Source organism: Niveispirillum sp. FG156, from assembly GCF_057809555.1.
The window spans coordinates 12,035-33,883 of sequence record NZ_JBMDKE010000051.1 but is presented as its reverse complement, the minus strand read 5'-3'; the positions used below and the strand labels follow the sequence as shown (position 1 = coordinate 33,883).

18 protein-coding genes and 1 tRNA gene are annotated in these 21,849 nt (G+C 63.5%); 11 read left to right on the top strand and 8 right to left on the bottom strand.

Going from position 1 to position 21,849, the window contains the following annotated elements; translation table 11 throughout:
* Positions 1-73: 73 nt before the first annotated feature.
* Both ACODSP_RS25055 and ACODSP_RS25050 read left to right on the top strand, forming a co-directional pair.
* Positions 74-532, top strand: a complete 459-nt coding sequence (locus ACODSP_RS25055) for a (2Fe-2S)-binding protein (protein ID WP_054167485.1) — start codon at positions 74-76, stop codon at positions 530-532.
* A 3-nt stretch (positions 533-535) separates the two neighbouring features.
* A complete protein-coding gene (locus ACODSP_RS25050) occupies positions 536-2,776 on the top strand; it encodes a xanthine dehydrogenase family protein molybdopterin-binding subunit (protein ID WP_488968254.1) in 2,241 nt (746 codons plus the stop codon).
* Between the two features lie 34 nt (positions 2,777-2,810).
* On the opposite strand, the gene rsmA is transcribed toward ACODSP_RS25050, so the two are convergent.
* From rsmA to lptF, 5 genes are read right to left on the bottom strand one after another with little or no spacing between them, the layout of a single operon-like run.
* Positions 2,811-3,653 carry a 16S rRNA (adenine(1518)-N(6)/adenine(1519)-N(6))-dimethyltransferase RsmA gene (rsmA, locus tag ACODSP_RS25045; protein WP_488968253.1) on the bottom strand — a complete coding sequence of 281 codons (843 nt, stop codon included), beginning with the start codon at positions 3,651-3,653 and terminating at the stop codon, positions 2,811-2,813.
* Between the two features lies 1 nt (position 3,654).
* On the bottom strand, positions 3,655-4,668 hold the full coding sequence (gene pdxA, locus ACODSP_RS25040; RefSeq protein ID WP_488968252.1) for a 4-hydroxythreonine-4-phosphate dehydrogenase PdxA: 1,014 nt from the start codon (positions 4,666-4,668) through the stop codon (positions 3,655-3,657).
* 3 nt (positions 4,669-4,671) lie between these two features.
* On the bottom strand, positions 4,672-5,994 hold the full coding sequence (locus tag ACODSP_RS25035) for a peptidylprolyl isomerase (protein WP_488968251.1): 1,323 nt from the start codon (positions 5,992-5,994) through the stop codon (positions 4,672-4,674).
* Between the two features lie 50 nt (positions 5,995-6,044).
* Positions 6,045-7,139, bottom strand: a complete 1,095-nt coding sequence (lptG, locus tag ACODSP_RS25030; RefSeq protein ID WP_488968250.1) for an LPS export ABC transporter permease LptG — start codon at positions 7,137-7,139, stop codon at positions 6,045-6,047.
* Positions 7,139-8,263: an LPS export ABC transporter permease LptF gene (gene lptF / locus ACODSP_RS25025; protein WP_488968249.1), complete on the bottom strand. Its 1,125-nt coding sequence runs from the start codon at positions 8,261-8,263 to the stop codon at positions 7,139-7,141. Before lptF ends, lptG begins: the two co-directional genes overlap by 1 nt.
* Positions 8,264-8,467: 204 nt before the next feature.
* Between lptF and ACODSP_RS25020 the strand changes: the two genes are divergently transcribed.
* The 4 genes from ACODSP_RS25020 to ACODSP_RS25005 all read left to right on the top strand — a co-directional run bounded on the left by ACODSP_RS25020 (position 8,468) and on the right by ACODSP_RS25005 (position 13,586).
* Complete coding sequence (locus ACODSP_RS25020; RefSeq protein WP_488968248.1) at positions 8,468-9,961, top strand: leucyl aminopeptidase; 1,494 nt, start codon at positions 8,468-8,470, stop codon at positions 9,959-9,961.
* 75 nt (positions 9,962-10,036) lie between these two features.
* The gene (locus ACODSP_RS25015) at positions 10,037-10,549 is read left to right on the top strand and encodes a hypothetical protein (protein WP_488968247.1); all 513 of its coding nucleotides are present in this window, start codon (positions 10,037-10,039) and stop codon (positions 10,547-10,549) included.
* Between the two features lie 68 nt (positions 10,550-10,617).
* Entirely contained in the window at positions 10,618-13,050 is a 2,433-nt protein-coding gene (locus ACODSP_RS25010; RefSeq protein WP_488968246.1) for a beta-galactosidase, read from the top strand.
* Positions 13,051-13,121: 71 nt separating this feature from the next.
* A complete protein-coding gene (locus ACODSP_RS25005; protein WP_488968245.1) occupies positions 13,122-13,586 on the top strand; it encodes a DNA polymerase III subunit chi in 465 nt (154 codons plus the stop codon).
* An 89-nt stretch (positions 13,587-13,675) separates the two neighbouring features.
* On the opposite strand, the gene ACODSP_RS25000 is transcribed toward ACODSP_RS25005, so the two are convergent.
* The 3 genes from ACODSP_RS25000 to ACODSP_RS24990 all read right to left on the bottom strand — a co-directional run bounded on the left by ACODSP_RS25000 (position 13,676) and on the right by ACODSP_RS24990 (position 15,912).
* Positions 13,676-13,933, bottom strand: coding sequence for a hypothetical protein (locus ACODSP_RS25000; protein ID WP_488968244.1), 258 nt, complete (start codon positions 13,931-13,933; stop codon positions 13,676-13,678).
* Between the two features lie 248 nt (positions 13,934-14,181).
* Complete coding sequence (locus ACODSP_RS24995; RefSeq protein WP_488968243.1) at positions 14,182-14,583, bottom strand: response regulator; 402 nt, start codon at positions 14,581-14,583, stop codon at positions 14,182-14,184.
* 219 nt (positions 14,584-14,802) lie between these two features.
* Positions 14,803-15,912: a branched-chain amino acid ABC transporter substrate-binding protein gene (locus tag ACODSP_RS24990; protein ID WP_488968242.1), complete on the bottom strand. Its 1,110-nt coding sequence runs from the start codon at positions 15,910-15,912 to the stop codon at positions 14,803-14,805.
* A gap of 176 nt (positions 15,913-16,088) precedes the next feature.
* Between ACODSP_RS24990 and ACODSP_RS24985 the strand changes: the two genes are divergently transcribed.
* The 5 genes from ACODSP_RS24985 (at position 16,089) to mgtE (ending at position 21,477) form a co-directional block, all read left to right on the top strand.
* Positions 16,089-16,173 (top strand) — tRNA-Leu (locus ACODSP_RS24985).
* A 142-nt stretch (positions 16,174-16,315) separates the two neighbouring features.
* Complete coding sequence (locus ACODSP_RS24980) at positions 16,316-16,924, top strand: class I SAM-dependent methyltransferase (protein ID WP_488968241.1); 609 nt, start codon at positions 16,316-16,318, stop codon at positions 16,922-16,924.
* Between the two features lie 181 nt (positions 16,925-17,105).
* A complete protein-coding gene (locus ACODSP_RS24975; protein ID WP_488968240.1) occupies positions 17,106-19,397 on the top strand; it encodes an NADP-dependent malic enzyme in 2,292 nt (763 codons plus the stop codon).
* A gap of 59 nt (positions 19,398-19,456) precedes the next feature.
* Positions 19,457-20,077 carry a class I SAM-dependent methyltransferase gene (locus ACODSP_RS24970; RefSeq protein ID WP_488968239.1) on the top strand — a complete coding sequence of 207 codons (621 nt, stop codon included), beginning with the start codon at positions 19,457-19,459 and terminating at the stop codon, positions 20,075-20,077.
* Between the two features lie 38 nt (positions 20,078-20,115).
* Positions 20,116-21,477: a magnesium transporter gene (gene mgtE, locus ACODSP_RS24965; RefSeq protein WP_488968238.1), complete on the top strand. Its 1,362-nt coding sequence runs from the start codon at positions 20,116-20,118 to the stop codon at positions 21,475-21,477.
* Positions 21,478-21,849: the final 372 nt, after the last annotated feature.

The following is a 21,849-nucleotide window of genomic DNA, read 5'->3' as shown; positions in this document are numbered from 1 at the left end:
TTGCCCTTCATCCTCTCCCACGATGTCAGGCTTGGCGAGAGCCTGATGATTTCATTCTTGATTGGGGTCAGCGATGATTAGCCTCGATATCAACGGCAAGGTCCGCGAAGTGGACGTGCCGGAGGACATGCCGCTTCTGTGGGTCCTTCGTGACGAATTGAATATGACGGGCACCAAGTTCGGCTGCGGCGTTGCGCAGTGTGGTGCCTGTACCGTGCATGTGGATGGTCAGCCGACCCGGTCCTGCCAGCTGCCGGCCTCTGCCGCCGTGGGCGCCAAGATCACCACGATCGAGGGCCTGTCCGGTAAGGCCGCCGCCGCGGTGCAGAAGGCGTGGGCCGATCTGGACGTGGTGCAGTGCGGCTACTGCCAGTCGGGTCAGGTCATGGCCGCCACGGCCCTGATCGCCGAGAACCAGAACCCCACCGATGCCGATATTGAGGCGGCGCTGGACGGCAATGTCTGCCGTTGCGCCACCTATGTGCGGATCAAGGCAGCCGTGAAGCAGGCTGCCAAGCTGGCGAGGACCTGAGCCATGATGCTGCGTCAATTGCTGCGACAGGCCGCGTCCAACGTGGCCGAACCCACCCCCAGCCGCCGCGCCTTTCTGAAGGGCACGGGCGGCGCCCTGGTCATCGGTGCCGTGGTCCCGCTGGGATCATTTGCGGCCGAGTCCGCTGCCCCCGGCATTGTCGGCCCCGCCGACCCGCGCCCGAACCTGTTCGTGCGCGTGGCCAAGGACAACAGTGTCACCGTCCTGGTCAAGCATCTGGACAAGGGCCAGGGCATCATGACCGGTCTCACCACCATCGTGGCAGAGGAACTGGACGCTGACTGGTCGCAGATGCGGGGTGAGCATGCGCCCGCCGACAGCAAGCTGTATGGCAACCATTTCTTCGGCATCCAGGGTACGGGCGGTTCCACCGCCGTCGCCAATAGCTGGGATGAGCTGCGGATGGCCGGTGCCGCCGCCCGCATCATGCTGGTGAACGCCGCCGCCGCCGAATGGAAGGTGCCGGCTGACCAGATCACCGTCGCCAAGGGTGTCGTCAGCCACAAGGCCTCGGGCAAGTCCGCCACCTTTGGCAAACTGGCCGAAGCCGCGTCGAAGCAGCCGATCCCCGCCAAGGTGACCTTGAAGGAACCCGGCCAGTACAGCCTGATCGGGAATGAGACGCTGCACCGTCTGGACCATGTGTCGAAGACCAATGGCACCGCCATCTTCGCCATGGATATCCGGCGTCCCAATCAGGTGACGGCGGTTCTGGCCCGCAGCCCGCGTTTCGGGGGCACGGTCAAGTCGGTGGATGACAAGGCCGCCCGTACGGTTCCCGGCGTCATCGACGTGCTGACCCTGCCGGTCGGCGTGGCGGTGGTGGCCAAGAATACCTGGGCCGCCATCAAGGGCCGCGAGGCCCTGTCCATCCAGTGGGATGATGCCAAGGCTGAAAAGCGTGGCACCGATCAGATGCTGGCCGAATACCGCGCCCAGGCCAAGAAGCCAGGCACCAAGGCCGCCCGCAAGGGTGACACAGGTGCCGCCTTCAAGAATGCCGCCAAGGTGATCGAGGCGGAATACAGCTTCCCCTATCTGGCCCACGCCCCGATGGAGCCGCTGAACGCCACCTTGGAGATCAAGGCCGATGGCGGGGCTGAGATTTGGGCTGGCTCGCAGTTCCAGGGCATTGAACAGCCGGTCGTGGCCGGCATCCTGGGCACCACGCCCGACAAGGTGAAGATCAACACGCTCTGGGCCGGTGGCAGCTTTGGCCGCCGTGCGACCGTCACCGCTGACTATATCGCCGAGGTTGCCCTGATCGCCAAGGCCCTGGCAGCCAAGGGCAAGAAGGTGCCGGTGCATCTGGTCTGGACGCGTGAGGATGATATCCAGGGGGGCCGGTATCGCCCCATGGTCGTCCATCGCGTCAAGGGTGGGCTGGATAAGGCCGGCAAGCTGGTCGCCTGGGAACAGGCCATCGTGACCCAGTCCTTCATCGCCGACACGCCCTTTGCGCAGGTGATGATCAAGGATGGCGTCGATGCGACGGCGGTCGAAGGCGCTTCGGACATGGCCTATGCCGTGCCGAACCTGTCCGTCGATTACCATCAGATGGCCTCGCCGGTTACCACGCTCTGGTGGCGGTCGGTCGGCCACACCCACACTGCCTACGCCAAGGAGGCCTTTGTTGAGGAACTGGCGGCGGCAGCCGGTAAGGACAGTGTGGCTTTCCGTCTGGAACTGCTGGGTGATGCCCATCCGCGTCTGACGGGTGTGCTGAAGCTGGCGGCGGAAAAGGCCGGCTGGTCTAAGCCCCTGGCCCCGGCGGCGGACGGGTCGAAGCGGGCGCGCGGTGTCGCCGTCCATGAAAGCTTCAGCAGCTTTGTGGCCCACGTGGCCGAGGTGACGGTGTCCAAGGATGGCAAGATCAAGGTTGATCGTGTCGTCGTGGCGGTGGATTGCGGCGTGCCCGTGAACCCCAACGTCATCAAGGCCCAGATCGAAGGCGGCACCGGCTTCGGCATCGGTCATGCCCTGCGCGACCAGATCACCCTGACGGACGGTCTGGTCGATCAGAGCAATTTTGACGGGTACGAGCCGATGCGCCTGTCAGACATGCCCGAGGTTGAGGTGCATATCGTGGCGTCCACGGCCCGCCCCACGGGCGTGGGCGAACCCGGCGTGCCCACGGCGGCCCCGGCGGTCGCCAACGCGGTCTTCCGCGCCACGGGCCAGAAGCTGCACGACCTGCCTTTCAGCAAGGCAGGCGTGGTCTAAAAAGAAAGGGCCCCACGGTGACGTGGGGCCCTTTTCATTTCGGCTTCCAGGCCTTGGCCAGGGCGACGAACCCGGCCACGTCGATCTCCTCCGCCCGCGCGGTGGGGGGGATGCCGACGGAGAGCAGCAGGGGCTCCGGCTCCTTCATCACCGACTTCAGGCTGGCGCGCAGCATCTTGCGCCGTTGCCCGAACGCCGCCGCCACCAGCGTCTCCATCGTGGCGAAGTCGGGATCGTCGGCAGGCCGTTCGCGCGGGGTCAGGTGCACGACGGCGCTGTCCACCTTGGGTGGCGGGGTGAAGGCGCGGGCCGGCAAATCATAGAGATTGCGGCAATGGGCCAGCCATTGCGCCATCACGGCCAGACGGCCATAGGCCGGGGTCCGCGTGCCCGCCACGATGCGGTCGGCCACTTCCTTCTGGAACATCAAGGTCAGCGACCGGTACTCGTGGATCTGCTTCAACCAGCCAATCAGCAGTGGTGTGCCGACATTATAGGGCAGGTTGGAGACGACGGCGCGCGGGGCTGGGACCAGATCAACCGGGTCCACGGTCAGCGCATCCGCCTCAATCAACCGCATGCGCCCCGCCGACGCGGCCACGATGTCGGCCAGGGCGACGGCAAAGCGCGGGTCGCGTTCAACGGCGGTGATGCTGGCAGCCGGGCTTTCCACCAGGGCGCGGGTCAGGCCGCCGGGACCGGGGCCAACCTCCACGATATTCACGCCCGTGAAATCGCCGGCCTCGCGCACGATGCGGCGGGTGACGTTCAGGTCCAACAGGAAATGCTGCCCAAATGCCTTTTTGGCGGCCAGTTCGTGGGTGGCGATGACGTCGCGCAGGGGCGGCAGGTGGGACAGGTCGCGGCCATCACTCATATCAAGCACTCTTCTGCCGGCGGGCGGCGATGCGGGAGGCGGCATGCAGGGCCGCGATCAAGCTGCTGGCATTGGCCTGTCCGGTCCCGGCCAGGGAAAGGGCCGTGCCATGGTCAGGCGAGGTGCGGACAAAGGGCAGGCCCAGCGTGATATTCACGCCCGTGTCGAAATCCAGCGTCTTCAGCGGGATCAGACCCTGGTCGTGATACATGCAGACAACCGCGTCATACCGTGCACGGGCACCGGCATGGAACAGGGTGTCGGCGGGGAAGGGACCGGCGGCATCGATGCCGTCAGCCTTCAAGCTGGCGACGGCGGGCGCGATCACCTCGATCTCCTCCCGCCCCATGGCACCCCCTTCGCCCGCATGAGGGTTCAGGGCTGCAACGGCCAGACGGGGTGTTTCGATACCGAAATCACTTTTCAGGGCGGCATTGGTGACGTGGGCCACGTGCAGGATGGCATCCGACGTCAGATGTTTGGCCACATCCTTCACCGCGACATGGATGGTGGCCAGCACGACGCGCAAGCCACCGCCTTCCAGCAGCATGACGGTGCCGTCATCGGGCAGCCCCGCCAGATGCGCCAGATATTCGGTATGGCCCGGCCAGCGAAAGCCGCAGGCATAGAGCGCACTTTTCTGGATCGGGTTCGTAACGACCCCTGAAAGCCGCCCTTCTGTTGCCAGCCCGACGGCACGGTCAATCGCGGCAATCACCGCCGATCCATTGGCCGGATCGGGATTGCCATAGGTAACGGGGGCGGGCAGGGTGACGGGCAGCACGGGAAGGGACGTGGCAAACAGATCAGCAACAAGGTCCAGCCCCGCCTCATCGACGATGGCGACCGGCACATCCAGGCCCAGCGTTGATGCCAGCGCCGTGATACGGTCGGGGTCATCCAGCAAGACGAAGGGCGGCACTGATGCCGCCCCGCGTTCCATCCAGGCCTTCAGGGCGATGTCGCCGCCGATGCCTGCCGGTTCCCCCATGGTCAGGCCCAGTGGCGCCGCCATGACTTACATCCTGGTCTCGATGGTGGCGTTCCGGCGCAGGTCGCGCAGGTACCGGCGCTGCTGCAAGTCCATGCGTTCCTGGAACAGGGCGCTGCGCACCTGATCGGGCGGCGGCAGGCTGCCCTCCGGCACCACGCGGTCGCAGACCATCAGCAGCATGGCGCCACGGTCGGTCATTAGCGGGGCCGTCGCCTGACCCACGCCCAGCGCGCTCACCATCTGCCCGATCTGTTCAGGGATGTCGCCCAGACGGGTCAGCGGCTGGGTGAAGACCTGCGACCCCGGCACGGCCTGCGTGGCCTGTTCCAGGGCTTCGCAGCCGCGCGCTTGCTCGCTCACCTGCTTGGCGGCGTTGAAGGCCGCGTCCTGCTGGGCCTGCGCCTCACCGGCGATGGGCACCACGAACTGACGGATGGCAATCTGGATATTCTTGGGATCGCCCGCAGCCACGATACGCTGATCGCGCAGCCACAGAATGTGGTAGCCGGCGGAACCACGGATCGGGCGGGAGAACTGGCCCTTCTGCATCTGCTGCAACGACCGGTCCAGATTGTCTTCCAACTGGCCCTGCTGAATCCAGCCCAGGTCGCCGCCATTGGCGGCACCGGCCGATTGCGAGAACTGACGCGCAACGGCGCTGAAATTCGCACCCCGGCCGATCTGTTCCACCAGACGTTCACCCAGGCGCAGAACCTCGGCTTCACTGGTGCTGCTATCGACGGCCAGGAAAATCTCCGCGACCTGATATTCGGGCTTACCGGCATTGGCGCGGATACGCTCGATATAGGCGTTCACTTCGCTGTCGGGCACGGTCACCTGCTGGCGCACCACGCGCTGCACGACCTTGCTCCAGGCGATCTGGGCCAGCATCTGCTGACGCATGGTGTTCCAGGGCACGCCGGCCTGAACCAGGGCGGCCTTCAGCTGTTCCAGATCCATGCGGTTGCGCTGTGCCGCGGCTTCCAGATCCTCGCTCAGCTCATCCTCGGTGACCGTCAGGTTGCGTTCGCGCGCTTCCTGGATCTGCAACGCTTCGTCGGTCAGCAGGCGGATGACCTGCGGCAGCAGGCGCTGACGCGTCTCGTCATTGTCGGGCAGGCCGGAAGATACGATGGCTAGCTGCAACCGGCCTTCAACGTCGGCAACCGTGATCGGTTCCTCGTTCACGATGGCGGCGATACGGCCCAACTGGCCCTGGGCCCCGTTGGCGCCCTGCGCCATCACGGCCACAGGCGCAGACAGCAGGGCGATGGACAGGGCGGTCGCCCCCAGCAGGGCTTTGCGCGCGAGGCTTTTCATGGTCGGTCGGATCACAGGCTGCATCATGGGGCGTTCTTATAGAGGCTTGCAGGGCTAAACGCAAAGCGTACCGCTGTTCATCCGTCTTCGGTGTGAAGAAGGGCGGCGGCGGACAGCATCACCGTCACCCCGGCGGGCGCCCAGGCGGCCATGATCACGGGCACCGCGCCCGACAGGCCCAGGGCCATGATCACATCCTTCACGATGAACAGCAGCAGGGCGGTGACGATCCCGGCCCCCACCATGGTCAGGGTGCCGCCACCCCGCATCTGCCGAAGGGAGAACGCCGCCGCCAGCAGCACCATGGCCGCATAGAAGAAAGGCTGCGCCAGCAAAACATGCCAATGCAGACGGTGTCTTACCGGTGACAGGCCCGTCAGTTCCAGCGTGCGGATGAAGTCCGGCAATTGCCAGAAGGACAGCGTGTCGGGGCTGGCAAAGCTGTTCTGGATGCGCTGTTCGGTAAGGTCGGTGGGCAGGCGATAGCGTGCCAGAAAACGGGCAGGCTCCCCCGGTTCATTGTACCAGACCTCGCCCAGGTCCCAGTATCCGGGCACCAGTTCGGCAGATGCCGCATCCAGACGGGCCGACAGTTTTTGCCCCGGCGTGGACAGCAGCACCATGACGCGCCGCATCTCCAGCGTGCCGGGCACCACCGACTCCGCATGGATGCGATAGGCCCCTTCCGGCGTCAGCTGTGTCAGCCACAGGCCGGACCGCCCGACATCCAGGGAGGAGGTCTGGCCGCGCAGATACCGGTTTTCCAGCTTTTCATACCGGGTCAGCATGGCGGCGAAGATCGGGTTCAGAATGGTGACCAGCACCACGCCGATGATCATGGCCCAGGCAAGCACGGGGGCCGTGAACTGCCACACACTGATCCCGCTGGCCCGCGCCACCACCAGCTCATGCGTGCGGGTCAGGCGCCAGAATGTGTACATGGCGCCAAACAGCACGACGAAGGGCAGCACCTCCTGCCCGATCTCCGGCAGTTTCAGCAGGCCCATGGTCACGACGATATCAAAGGTCGCTTCCGGCCTGTTGGCGGCACGGCGCAGCAACTCGACCGTGTCCAGCAGATAGACCAGGGCCAGCAGCGAACCAAGCCCCGCCGCAAACCACAGCAGGAACTGACGCCCGATATAAAGGGAAAGGGTGGCAAACAGACGCATCAGACCACCCCCTTGCCAGGGGCAGCGGGCTGGGAACGGCCCATGCCGTCGCGCCGCAGATACCAGAGGCAGAGCGGTACGGGCGCCAGCACGAACAGGTACAGCAGGCCCGCCAGTACCGGCACCTTGCCGATCAGGCTGACAATGCCCAGCAATGCTGCCTGCAGCACCAGGGCACCAACAGCGGCAATGGTGATGCGCCTGCCGCGACCCCGGCGGGAAAACTCACCCGGCAGCAGGGCCGCCAGCGCGATGGTGGCAAAGGACAGGACCAGGAAGGGGCTGGCCAGCCGGTTATGGAGTTCCGCCCGCAACCGCCCGGCAAAGCGGCGGTCAATCGGGTCATTCTCATCGGGTATCCAGAGCTGTTCCAGGGTCCGTTCGCGCGGCTCCACCCAGCGGGGCGCCAATTCACGGCGCAGCGACTGCAAATCCACGGCGTAGCGTTCGAATTCCAGCCATTCGGCCTTGCCCGTGGCCTCCGTGAACTTGCTCTGCGTGCCATCATGGACCAGGACGCGGGGGGTGCCATCGGCATCGGTGATGGTGCCGCGCGCCGCCACGATGGTGGTGGTCACCCCCTGTTGGCGCCCATCATGGATCAGGATATCCTCCAGCGATCCATCGGGCAGCCGGTCGCGAATATAGATGGTCAGCTTGTCCGACAGTTCGTTGAACGTCCCCTCGCGCAGCAGCATGGCCGACACGTCGCTGCGCACCGATTGGCGCAGTGCCACCAGACTGCGTTGCGCCGCCGGACCCAGCCAGACGGACAGCATGAAACAGAGCAAGGTGCCGACCAGCGCCAGGATAAGGACAGGCCGCGCCAGCGCCATGGGGCCAAGGCCGGCGGCGCGCATCACCACCAGTTCACTGTCCTGCGTCAGGCGGTTATAGGTGAACAGCACCGCCGTCAGCACCCCGAAGGGTAGCACGATCGACAGGAAGGTGGGGAAGGACAGCAGCGCCAGATGCGCAAAAGCGCCGAAGCCGGCACCCCCTTCCACCACCAGTTCGACAAGGCGCAGCGACTGCGTCAGCCAGATGGCCGCCGACAGGGCACCCGTCACCACAATCGTGGCCAGGAACAGGTTGCGCAGAAGGTAACGGTTGATCTGAGACATGTTTTCCCAAAGGGTCGGGCACCGTACCGGCCCTGCACCCACCATACAACGTATCGCCCGATTGCGACCTGTTCGTGGCGGACCGACAGATTTTGGCCCAAGGTGACCTTGACATGGGTACGTGGCTGTTCTTTATCGACTCCTTGCCATGCACACAACCGCCGGCGCCACAATTCGCCGGTTCAACAACAAGAGAGCACCGGAATGAAAATCGCCTTCGCTTCGCCCGGTACGCCGAAATCCGGCATCCTGGCCGTCACTGTCGCCGCCGACCGCGCGCTGGGCGCCCTGGGGCGTGATCTGGACCAGAAGACCGGCGGCCTGCTGACCCGCGCCATGGAACAGGGCCGTTTCAAGGGCAAGGCGGAAGAGGTGCTGAACCTCGTCGCGCCCACCGGCCTGGACGTTTCCCGCCTGCTGCTGGTCGGCATTGGCGCGCCCGGTGACTTTGACGGCAATGGCGCCAACAATGCCGGTGCCGCCGCCTGGGCTGCCGCACAGAGCACGGGCGAGGTTGATCTGGCCGTGGCACTGGATGCCCATGACGAGCTGGCGGGCGATGCGGGTGAACTGGCCGCCGAGGTCGCGTTTGGCGCCGTCCTGCGTTCCTACCGCTTCGACAAGTACCGCACGATGCTGTCCGACGATAAGAAGCCGTCGATCAAGAAGGTGACGGTGCAGACCGACGCCGCCAAGGCCGCCAAGAAGGTCTGGGAGAAGCTGGAAAAGGTCGCCGACGGCATCTTCGTCACCCGCGATGTCGTGTCCGAGCCGCCGAATGTCATCTATCCGGAGACGCTGGCCGACCGCTGCGTCGAACTGTCCAAGCTGGGCCTTGAGGTCGAGGTGCTGGACGAGAAGAAGATGAAGAAGCTGAACATGGGCGCGCTGCTGGGCGTGGGCCAGGGTTCGGTGCGTCCGCCGCGTCTGGTCATCATGAAGTGGAATGGCGGTGCCAAGGATGAGGCGCCGGTGGCCTTCGTCGGCAAGGGCATCACCTTCGACACGGGCGGCATCTCCATCAAGCCCGCCGCCAATATGGACGAGATGAAGTGGGACATGGGCGGTTCCGGCACCGTCATCGGCCTGATGGCCGTGCTGGCCGGGCGCAAGGCAAAGGTGAACGCCATCGGCGTCGTCGCCCTGGCCGAGAACATGCCCGATGGCAATGCCCAGCGTCCGGGCGACATCGTCAACACCATGTCGGGCCAGACCATCGAAGTGCTGAACACCGACGCCGAAGGCCGTCTGGTGCTGGCCGACGCGCTTTGGTACTGCCAGGATCAGTTCAAGCCCAAATTCATGGTCGATCTGGCTACCCTGACCGGCGCCGTCATCGTCAGCCTGGGCAATGAACATGCGGGCCTGTTCTCCAACAGCGACGATCTGGCCGCCAAGCTGACCGAGGCTGGTCTGAAGACGGGTGAGAAGCTGTGGCGTCTGCCGCTGTCGCCCGCCTATGACAAGGATATCGACAGCGATGTGGCCGATGTGAAGAACATTGGCCGCCCCATGAATGCCGGTTCCATCATCGGGGCGCAGTTCCTGCAGCGCTTCGTGAACAAGGTGCCGTGGGCACATCTGGACATCGCCGGCACCGCCTGGGCCAAGGCTGACAAGGGCATGGTGCCGAAGGGCGCCACGGCTTTCGGCGTGCGCCTGCTGGATAAGCTGGTCGCCACGCATTACGAAGGCTGATATCTGATACATGGTCAGGGGCCGGCGGAATGGCCGGCCCCTTTTCTACGGTGATTTTCCGACGGAGAAGGTTTCATGCGTCGTTCGGCCCTTGCTCTCTCCCTTGCCCTGCTGGTTTCCCCGCTGGCCTTGCTGCCGGCCACCCTGGCAACGGCCCAGGAGCCTGTCATCAAGCCGAACAGCCAGATGCAGGACGTCCTTCCCGGCGGCCATGATGGCTGGAAGAAAAGCGAGGTCCGCACGGCGGGCGGCGCCTTGCCGATGTATTCGGCAGCGACCGCAGAGGCCTCCTACCGCAAGGGCAAGGTTGAGGTTGTGGTGGGGGCGGCCCGTAGCCCGACCCTGTTCAAGGCCGTCATGGGCTCCATCAAGATCCCCAGCACCCTGCCACCGAACGGCACGGTTGAGGTGCTGCATGGCAAGCGCGCCATCGTCATCACCTATCCGGAGGCGCAGGTGCCGCTTCACCAGATCCAGATTCCCGCCGGGGCGGACGGTATTGTCATGCTGACCACCCGCACCGGAACCCTGGATGACCTGCGTTCCATGGTCCAGGAAGTGGATTTCGATCCGTTCCCGCTGCGCTGACGGGCTTTTACAGGGCATATTTATCGTATAATACTACTCTCCAAAATCAGGTTTGGGGAGGTAGGTTGATGCGCGTTCAACATGGCCATCTGGTCGGCATGGCTCTGGCCGCGACGTTTCTGTCATCGGGGATCAGCCGGGCGGAAACCGTGCTCAGCGTGGATGCCACCGCGCCCGCTCCGGCCTTGGAAGCCGGTTACCTGAAAATGGGGCAGGGGGTCAGCCCGGCGGGCGGAACCATTGGCATCAACAACCGCTACCTGACGCTGGACGGCAAGCCCTGGATGCCGACCATGGGTGAGTTCCATTACACCCGCTTCCCCGCCGATGGCTGGGAGGAACAACTGGCCAAGATGAAGGCGGCGGGCATCGACATCGTCGCCACCTACATCATCTGGAACCATCATGAGGAGGTGGAGGGCGCCTTCACCTGGACCGGGGATCGCGACCTGCGGCGGTTTGCGCAGCTCTGTGCCAAGCACGGGCTGAAACTGGTGGTCCGCATCGGCCCCTGGTCGCATGCGGAGGTGCGGTATGGCGGCATCCCTGACTGGGTGGTGGATGCCATGCCGACGCGCGGCAACGACCCCCAATATCTGTCCTATGTCGACCGCTTCTACCGGCAGATCGCGGCGCAGGTTTCAGGTTTGCTGTGGAAGGATGGTGGCCCGGTCATCGGGGTGCAGTTGGAGAATGAATATAACCTGACCGGGCCGGGGCAGGGGCGGGACCATATCGCCACCTTGAAGCGCATGGCGCTGGCCGCCGGGTTCGATGTCCCGCTCTATACCGTCACCGGCTGGGACCAGACCGTCTATCCCAGCGGGGAAGTGGTGCCCGTCTTTGGCGGTTATCCGGATGAACCCTGGAAGGCCAGTCCGGAAATCCTGCCGCCCAAGGAAACCTATGCCTTCCGGTTCGACAGCCGGGTCAGCGGCAATCTGGGCGCGCAGACGGTGGCCACGCGCCGGGGTGATGCCGATCCCGACATCCCGCATACCCCCTTCCTGGGGGCCGAATATGGTGGCGGGGTGCCGGCCATGTATCGGCGCCGGGCCGTGATCGACCCCGCCGATATCTCTGCGATGCTGCCGGTACAGATCGGGTCGGGCGTGAACCTGTTCGGCTATTACATGTTCCATGGCGGGCGCAATCCGGTGGGGCGCACCACGCTGGAAGAGAACACGGCCATCCACGGCCATAATGACACGCCCATCATCGGCTATGATTTCCAGGCGCCGATTGGTCAGTATGGCGATATGCGCCCCGTCCTGCGCAAGGTGCGGCCCTTCCACCTGTTCACATCCGCCTATGGCGATCAACTGGCGCCCATGGTGCCGCATGCACCGGCCATCCTGCCCAAGGCGCTGGATGACCTTTCCACACCGCGCTGGTCGGTGCGCAGCGCCGGCGACGCCGCTTTCCTGTTCTTCAGCAGCCATATCCGTCAATACCGGATGCAGCCGGTCACCGATGTGCGCTTCACCATCAATCTGCCCGGCGGACCTGTCAGCTTTCCGTCCGTACCGGTGACCATTCCTGTCGGATCGCACTTCATCTGGCCCGTGAACATGGACCTTGGCGGCGCCCGGCTGGCCTACGCCACGGCGCAGCCGGTCACGCGTGTGACGATCGACGGCATCGAAACCCATATCCTGCAGGCCGAACCCGGCGTGCCCGTGGAACTGGCCCTGGCGGGTGCAGTGGATGTCATGGCGCCGGGGGCGAAGCTCGCCAATCGCCCTGGCACCACCCTTGTCACGGGCTTGAAGCCCGGCCTTGGCGCGGTCGTGAACTTCAAGGCCGCCGGTGCTGCCAAGCGTCTGTTGATCCTGACGGAGGTGCAGGCCGAATCCTTGGCACTGCTGCGCCGGAACGGTCAGGATATTGCGGTCATCAGCGATGCCGACCTGTTCCCCACCGATGCAGGATTCGACCTGCGCAGCCGGGGCAATCCACGTTTCCGTTATTCCGCGCTGCCGTCTCTGGGCCAGGGCGGCAAAGCGGATGGGCTGTTCACCGCCTATGAAAAGGCCGTGACACCCAAGCCGGATATGCCGGTAACGGTGGAACTGGTGCGCGCGGCGCAGCCTGCTCCTGCCAGCCGTATCGGCGGCCCGGCCAAGGCGGCGATGCAGCCGGCGCCGGAAGCCTATGGCAGGTCGGCGGCGTGGTCGGTCCGGGTGCCGGCGGATGCGTTGGCCGGTGTGGCCGATGCCTGGCTGGAACTGGATTATCAGGGTGATGTTGGCCGGCTGTTCAGCGGCGTGCGCATGATCGATGATCACTACTTCAATGGTCCCGTCTGGCGCATCGGATTGAAGCGTTTCGCAGCGGAGATCGCACAGCCATTGACCCTGACTGTCATGCCGCTGCGCGCCGATGCGCCCATCTATATCCAGCAGGAATGGAAACCGGTGCAGAAGCCGGATGGCCAGGTGGCGGTGCTGAAATCCGCCCGTATCGTGCCGGAATATGCGCTGTCGGTGGCTGTCCCCTGATCGTGCCCCCTGACTTCACGGTCGGCTTTCGTGCTAAAGCAACGGTCGTGAACCGGGATGGGGTCCTGTCGATGACGGAACGGCGTTTCTATCACCTGACGCGCAAGACGCTGGAACAGACCCTACCGGGCCTGCTGGAAAAGTCGCTGGAACGCGGCTGGCGCGTGCTCGTGATGGTGGCCAGTTCGGAACGGGCGGAGGCGCTGAACCAGCATCTCTGGACCTACCGGCCTGATGGCTTCCTGCCCCACGGCACCGCCAAGGATGGGCACGCCGCGTTACAACCGGTGCTGATCCATGCCCTGGCCGATGGGCCCTTGGAAACGCCGCCCAACGGTGCCACGGTTCTGTTCCTGACCGACGGTGTGGATCAACCGGGAATGCCGGGCGTCACCCTGATCTGCGATCTGTTCGATGGCAATGATCCCGATGCGGTCGCATCGGCCCGCGACCGCTGGCGCACGGCAAAGGCGGCGGGCGACGAACTGACCTACTGGCAGCAGAATGACCGTGGTGGCTGGGAAAAGAAGGCCTGACGGTGTTTTCCTTCCGGAAATGAAAAGGGCCGGGCATCCCGACGATGCCCGGCCCCTTCCGACCGCCTAAGCGGTCAAGGTATCAAGGATTACTTGTTACCTTCCGGCGGGGTGGTGCCCTCAGCCGGCGGGGTCGCCGGGGCAGCGCCCTCGGCCGGAGCCGTGGTGCCTTCAGCCGGAGCAGCAGCCGGCGCTTCCGCAGGCGCCGGGGCGGGCTCGGCGGCGGGGGCCGGAGCCGGCGTCTCAGCGGCCGGAGCCGGAGCCGGGGCGGCAGCCTCTTCCTTCTTGCCGCAGGCGGCCAGACCGACAACCATCAGGCCGGCAAAGACCATGGGAAGCACGCGCATTTGTTCGCTCCTTCGCTTATATGTGACCGGTTGGCAGGGGCCCATCCCCCCGTTACCGGGTACGCTTCAACGCTCCAACCTTGAAGCCTTGAGTGCATTATGACAACAGGGTCGATGGCTTCACGGGGAAGTTTTTGCGTATTTTCCCGTCAAACCACCCTCATTCCTGCCGTCTTCATGCTCAGGTTCCCCCGGAAATGCGGCAATCAGATGCCGTTCACGGGGTAATTCAGAGACCTAAGGGTCGTTTAGTCCTCGTTCAAGCGCGGGCGCGCCTGTTCCAGCGCTGTTTTCAGCTGCTGGGCCGAGTAGGGTTTCTGAACAAAACCCAGGGGCCGGGTCTTGGCCACACGTTCCATCGTATGCTCGTCGGCATAGGCGGACAGGAAGATGCAGCGGACCCGCAATTCCTGCCAAAGCCGCTGTGCCACCTGCACCCCATCATTGGCCCCGCGCAGGCGGATATCCATGAGGGCCAATTGCGGGCGCTCCGCCTGTGCCACGGCCAACGCCTCCATCTCCGACGCCGCAATGCCGACCACTTCGTGGCCAAGCTCGTTCAGCGTCAATTGCACCCCCATGGCGACAAGAGCGTCGTCTTCGACGATCATGACCTTCAGGGGCGGATTGGCGGCGGGGGACACGGTCACCACGATTCCTTCAAGCGGGGGGGAGCCCGCCGCAGCGTCCCTATCAAGGGGCGCATGACGGCATCAATGTCTTCTGGATAGGGCAACAGCCGAATACGCGCAATTCAGCCAGTAGGCACAGGCACTTATACCAAAAGTTCGCCCAATGCCAAAAGCGATAGTGCCAGAATCGAAACACCCCCGGCATTTGGCGGGCCGGGGGTGTTCGGGGGAGTATGATTATTGCCCAGGGATCGGGGCGTACTTACCGGCGGTCCAGCGATAGACGACATAGTCGGTGACCTTGCGGTCGCCCTTGGCATCGAACGACAGCGGACCGATCACGGTGGAATAGGCGCCATCGCGAATGCTGGCCGCGACCTTGTCGGCATCCGCCGATTTGGCCTTGGCGGCAGCACCGGCCCAGACCTGCACGGCGGCATAGGTGTAGAGCGTGTAGGCCTCGGGTTCGAAGCCACCAGCGCGGAAGCGCTTCACGACATCGGCGGCTTCCGGCTTGTCGCGATATTCATTGCCGAACGTGACCAGGGCCCCCTCGGCGGAAGCGCCGGCAATGTTCCAGAATTCCTGGTTCACGGTGCCGTCACCCGACATGAACACGGCCTTCAGCCCCGCATCGGCCATCTGACGGACCAGCAGGCCCGCTTCGGTATGCAGGCCGCCGAAATACACGACATTGACCCCGGCATCCTTCATCTTGGTAACCAGGGCCGACATGTCGCGGTCGCCGACATTCACGGCGTCGAACATGACTTCCTTCTTGCCACCCTTGTTCAGGGCGCTGCGGGTGGCTTCTGCCAGGCCACGGCCATAGGTGGTCTGGTCATGGATGACGGCGACCTTGCCATCCTTGTGGCTTTTCAGCAGCCAGGCGGCGGCCACATCGCCCTGCTGGTCATCACGTCCGCAGGTGCGGAATACGGTGGTGAGGCCCTGCTCCGTCAGTTGCGGGTTGGTGGAGGCCGGGCTGATCATCACGATCCCTTCATCGGCGAACACCTTGGAAGAGGGAATCGAAACGGCGGAGTTGAAGTTGCCGAAGGCGGCGACACCGCCCTGCGTGGCCAGCTTGTTGGCGATGGCGACACCCTGGCTGGGATTGGATGCATCGTCCAGATTGACCAGAACCAGCTTTTCACCCAGCAAGCCACCCTTGGCATTGATATCGGCCACCGCCATTTCGGCGCCACGGCGCATCTGTTCACCGAAAACCGCGTTGGGGCCGGTCAACGGCGCCACCAGTCCCACCACCGTGTCGGCCAGTGCCGGCAGGGACGAAAGCATGGTCGCTGCCGTCAGTGCGGCGGTCAGGGTCTTCTTCAGTTGCATTGTCGCCAATCTCCCATCGGGGCGTGGAACGTGGGGGAGAAGCTAACACGCGTGACCGGCCCGTCAAATCCGTAGCATGGTCGGGGCGGCTCTAAATGCTGCTTGAACCTCGTGTCGCGATTTGCTATCCACCCCTCCACCGAACGGCGACCCCGTTTGGTTTTCGACATGTGCTTGCGGCCGTGGCGGAATTGGTAGACGCGCAGCGTTGAGGTCGCTGTGGGGCAACCCGTGAAAGTTCGAGTCTTTTCGGCCGCACCATGATCCGCGATAAGCCCCGGAACAGTAATGTTCCGGGGCTTCGTGTTTTCTGGCCTGTGGCGACGGTCAGCCTACAATGGTGATCTTTCTTTTCGTCCCATCCCGCGTGTATTGTCTATTTGATGGCATGCGGGGGGCGGTAATGCGCGACTATTCACGGTTCGATAAATTCCTGGACAGTCTGCGTGGTGAAATCTACGCCGAACCGCCTTCGGAACCGGCGATCTCCGTCACGGCCATGATGGTCAACCATCTGAAGCAGAATGGCGTGCTGAAGGCCGGCATGGATGTCCTGGACATCGGATGCGGGCAGGGCGTGGCCCTGGCCCATTTCCGGGATGCAGGGGCCAAGGCCATCGGCATTACCATCGGCGCCGATTATGAGGTTTGCAAGGCCGCAGGGTATGAGGTCGTCGAGGCCGACCAGAGCTTTCTTGAGTTCCCTGACCAGTCATTCGACCTTCTCTGGTGCCGCCACGTCCTGGAGCACAGCCCGTTTCCGCTTTTCACCCTGTCGGAATATTTCCGGCTGACGCGTGTCGGTGGCCATGTCTATGTCGAGGTGCCGGCGCCCGATACATCCGCTTATCATCATGAGAACCTGAACCATTACAGCGTATTTGGCCTGTCATCCTGGCAAAGCCTGATGCGTCGCACAGGCTTCACCATCGCTGACGCCACCGCCATCAATGTGAATGTCGCATGCGGTCCGGATCTTTATTGGGGTGTCCTTCTGCGCCGGGATCAGTGATCGGGACGTGTGCCGACAGGGCCGGAAATCAGGAAAGGATGGCCGGCTGCGCGCCGGCCATCCTTCTTGTTTTATCTGGTAACCGTTTTGCGCGGTGTCCTCTGGCTGGACAGCGGCGGTGGTAGGGGACTAACTAGGACCAACAAAAATCCGTTCAGGTTTGTTGGGAGCTCACCCTGAAATGACCGATTCCTTCCGCGATGCGGCGCTGGATTACCATCGCCTTCCCGTTCCCGGCAAAATTGCCGTGACGCCGACCAAGCCGCTGGCAACGCAGCGCGATCTCGCCCTGGCCTATTCGCCGGGCGTTGCGCATGCCTGTGAAGCCATCGTGGAGGACGAGGCGAATGCCGCCAAGTACACCAGCCGCGGCAATCTGGTGGCTGTCATCACGAACGGCACCGCCGTTCTGGGCCTGGGCGATATCGGTCCCCTGGCGTCCAAGCCCGTGATGGAGGGCAAGGGCGTCCTGTTCAAGAAGTTCGCCGGCATCGATGTCTTCGACATCGAGATCAGCGAGAAGGACCCCGACAAGCTGGTTGATGTCATCGCGGCGCTGGAGCCGACCTTTGGCGGCATCAATCTGGAGGATATCAAGGCGCCGGAATGCTTCTATGTTGAGAAGCAGCTGCGTGAGCGCATGAAGATCCCCGTCTTCCATGACGATCAGCACGGCACCGCCATCATCGTGGCTGCCGCCATCACCAATGCGCTGAAACTGACGGGCCGCGACTTTGCGTCGGTGAAGCTGGTCTGCTCCGGTGCCGGTGCGGCGGCGCTGGCCTGTCTGGATCTGCTGGTCGATATGGGCCTGCCGGTTGAGAACGTCTGGGTGAATGACATCAAGGGCGTGGTCTATCAGGGCCGCACCGAACTGATGGACCCGCGCAAGGAACGCTACGCCAAGCCGACCAACGCCCGTACCCTGGACGATATTATCGGCGATGCCGACATTTTCTTAGGGTTGTCCGCCCCCCGTGTCCTGACCCAGGACATGGTGAAGAAGATGGCCGCCAATCCGATCGTGATGGCGCTCGCCAACCCCACGCCGGAAATCATGCCGGACGAGGTGAAGGCCGTGCGTCCCGACGCCATTGTCGGCACGGGCCGGTCTGACTTTCCCAATCAGGTGAACAACGTCCTCTGCTTCCCCTTCATCTTCCGCGGTGCGCTGGATGTGGGGGCCACGACGATCAATGAGGCGATGAAGATCGCCGCCGTCAACGCCATCGCCCGTCTGGCCCAGGCCGAGGTGCATGATGTCGTCGCCATGGCCTATGGCGAGGCGCCGCCCAGCTTTGGCCCGGAATACCTGATCCCGCGTCCGTTTGACCCGCGCCTGATCCTGGAAATCGCGCCGGCGGTGGCCAAGGCCGCCATGGAAAGCGGTGTGGCGACCCGCCCCATCCAGGATTTCGACGCCTATCTGGAACAACTGGGCCAGTTCGTCTTCCGCTCCGGCCTGCTGATGAAGCCGGTCTTCGCCAAGGCCAAGGCCGATCCGCGCCGCATCGCCTATGCCGAGGGCGAGGAGGAGCGGGTGCTGCGCGCCGCACAGCAGGTGATGGATGATGGCATTGCCCAGCCCATCCTGATCGGCCGCCGCGAGGTTGTGGCCCGCCGCATTGAAAAGCTGGGGCTGCGTCTGCGCCTGGACGACAATGTCCGTCTGATCGATCCGCAGAACGACCCGGCCTATAATGATTATTGGCAGACCTATCACCGCAAGATGGAACGCGGCGGCGTCTCGCCCGACCGCGCCCGCCAGGTGGTGCGCACCAACAGCACCGTCATCGGTGCCCTGATGGTGGAGAAGGGCGACGCAGACGCCCTGATCTGCGGTACCGTCGGCCTCTATGACTGGCATCTGAAGCATGTGAATGACGTGATCGGCAAGAAGCCGGGCGCGCGCGTGATGGCGGCCCTGTCGGTGCTGATCCTTAATCGCGGCACCTTCTTCCTCACCGACACCTATGTGAACGCGGCGCCCAGCGCGTCGGAACTGGCTGACATCACCGATCTGGCGGCAGAAGAGGTGCGGCGCTTCGGTCTGTCGCCGAAGATCGCGCTGCTGTCCCATTCCAGCTTCGGCAGCCACAATGACGCCTCCGCCGTAAAGATGCGGGAGGCGCTGCAGGCCATCACCGCCCGCTATCCCAACCTGGAGGTGGAAGGCGAAATGCATGCGGACGCGGCCATCAGTCCGGAGATCCGCAGTCGCATCTTCCCCAACAGCCGCCTGCATGGATCCGCTAACCTGCTGGTCATGCCCGACCGTGACAGCGCCAACGTGTCCTTCAACCTGTTGAAGGTGCTGGGTGATGGCCTGACTGTCGGTCCCGTGCTGCTGGGTACCGCCAAGCCGGCGCATATCCTGACCCCGTCGGTTACCGTGCGAGGCATCGTCAACATGTCGGCCCTGGCCGTTATCGACGCACAGATGCATAGTCCGACGGCCACGCAGGAGCGTTGAGCCCTCCATGGCGGGCCGCCAGCGGGCGGCCCGTCCAATTTTACATCCGGGATCAGGGTATGACGGCTGGGTTGAAGCAATTCCTTCATGCCGGGTGCGGCGAAAAGCGGCGCCAAAACACGACCAAGACCTTTGCCGGTGACGGCTGGGGGGAGGTCCTTCTTGATATCGACCCCAGTGTCGGGGCCGATATTGTCGGATCGATGGTCAAGATGGACATGATCGCGTCTGGGTCGATGGATGCCATCTTCTCCTCCCACAGCATCGAGCATCATTATGCGCATGAGGTGCCTGTCGCGCTGGCGGAGTGCCACCGGATCCTGAAGCCCGATGGTTTCATCATCATCACCTGTCCCGATCTGCAGGGGGTCGCGGCCCTTGTGGCCAAGGGCCAGTTGATGGAGCCGTTCGCGGCAGCGCCCGCCGGACCCATCTCCGCCATCGACATGCTGTACGGCTATCGCCCTTCGCTGGCCTCGGGCAACCAGTTCATGGCCCACCGGACCGGTTTCACCCGGGACAGTCTGGCGTCGTTGTTGCAGGAGGCTGGTTTCAAGGCTGTTGCCGGTATTTCCCGTGGATTCCCGTTTTTTGACCTCTGGATGGTTGCGTCGAATGCAGCACTGAAAGATGGGGAACTCCGCGCCTTGGCGGATGCCCACTTTCCCGCAGAGCGGTAAGGCCGCACCGTTGGCGTCAGGGCGATAGGGGCGGGGGTGTGACGGTGCAGGAGCCTGAGCGGGCGCAGATGCATGAGATTTCGGATTTTCTGGATGCCGGCGACGCCCAAAGCGCCGCAATGGCTCTGGCCGAACTGCACCCGTCCGATATTGCCGATCTGCTGGAACAGGCTGATGAGGATCGGCGCGAGCTGCTGATCGCGCTGCTGCGACCACAGTTCGACGCAGAGATCCTGGCCTATCTCTCCATCGACCTGCGTGACGAGGTTGTGGAGCGGCTGGAGCCGAAGGCACTGGCCGCGGCTGTCGCTGAACTGGACACCGATGACGCCGTCGACGTGATCCAGGACCTGGACGAGGAGTCCCAGCAATCCATCCTTTCCAACCTGCCGCCCGAGGCCAGGGCGCTGGTGGAGGAGGGGCTGACTTATCCTGAATATTCTGCCGGTCGCCTGATGGGTCGGCAATTCGTGTCCGTACCGGAATTCTGGACCGTCGGCGGCCTTCTGGATTATCTGCGTGCTGCTGCAACCAGCGACGAAAGCGATCTGCCGGAGCAGTTTTACGACATCTTCGTTGTGGACCCCATGCATCGGGTCATCGGCTCCGTACCGCTGTCCCGCGTCCTGCGCGCCAAGCGTGGCGTGAAGCTGGCCGATATTCTGCACGAGGATATTCACCGCATTCCGGTCACCATGGACCAGGAAGAGGTGGCGCGCCTGTTCCGTAATTATGGTCTCGTGTCTGCCCCGGTGGTGGATAAGGGCGGTCGTCTGCTGGGTGTCATCACCGTCGATGACGTCGTGGACGTGATCGAGGAGGAGGCCGAGGCCGACATGCTGGCCATGGGTGGCGTTGGTGAGGACGACCTGTATCGTGCCGTCCTTTCCACGGCGCGGTCGCGTTTTCGCTGGCTGGCCTTCAACGTGGTCACGGCACTGATCTCCGCGACCGTGATCAACCAGTTCACCACCACCATCGCCCATGTCGTGGCGCTGGCGGCCCTGATGCCCATCGTGGCCAGCATGGGCGGCAATGCCGGGACCCAGGCCTTGACTGTTGCCGTTCGCGCGCTTGCCACCAAGGAACTGACCACGTCCAATGCCGCCCGCGTGATCGGCAAGGAAGTGCTGGTAGGCCTGATGAATGGCATGGCCCTGGCCGGTATTGTCGGCGGCATCACCTATTTCTGGTTTGGCCATTCCATCATCGGTCTGGTCATTGCCGGCGCCATGATCATCAACCTGATCTGTGCCGGCCTGTTCGGTGGCCTTATCCCGTTCCTGCTGGACCGGATGAAGATTGACCCCGCCGTCGCGTCGGGCGTGTTCTTGACGATGATCACCGACGTTGTCGGTTTCCTGTCATTTCTGGGTCTGGCGACGCTGTTCCTGCTGTGACGGTGCAGCTTGGCCGGCAGGCGATAAAAGAAAATTCAATTGATGCGCGCAGGCGAATAATCAGAGAATCTGGCAGATTTTCTGGATGAGCACCTTTTCACATATTCGATATGTTATTATGTCAGTTACATGTCAGAAACATTGATTAATTACTGAAGTTTTTAATCGTTCAAAAGTTACGTGGGCAGTGACAAAATTGAAACGATTATGACGTTTAAATTCCTATCATATGCAATAATGCAACACTTTTGCCCAAATACGTATCGTAGATGCAAGCACTCTTGTCCGCAACGGCAGCTGGATTTTTAACTGTTCATACGTTGGATCGGGGTATCGGACCCTGTGGCATGTCCGCATGGGCCCAAAGGTCCA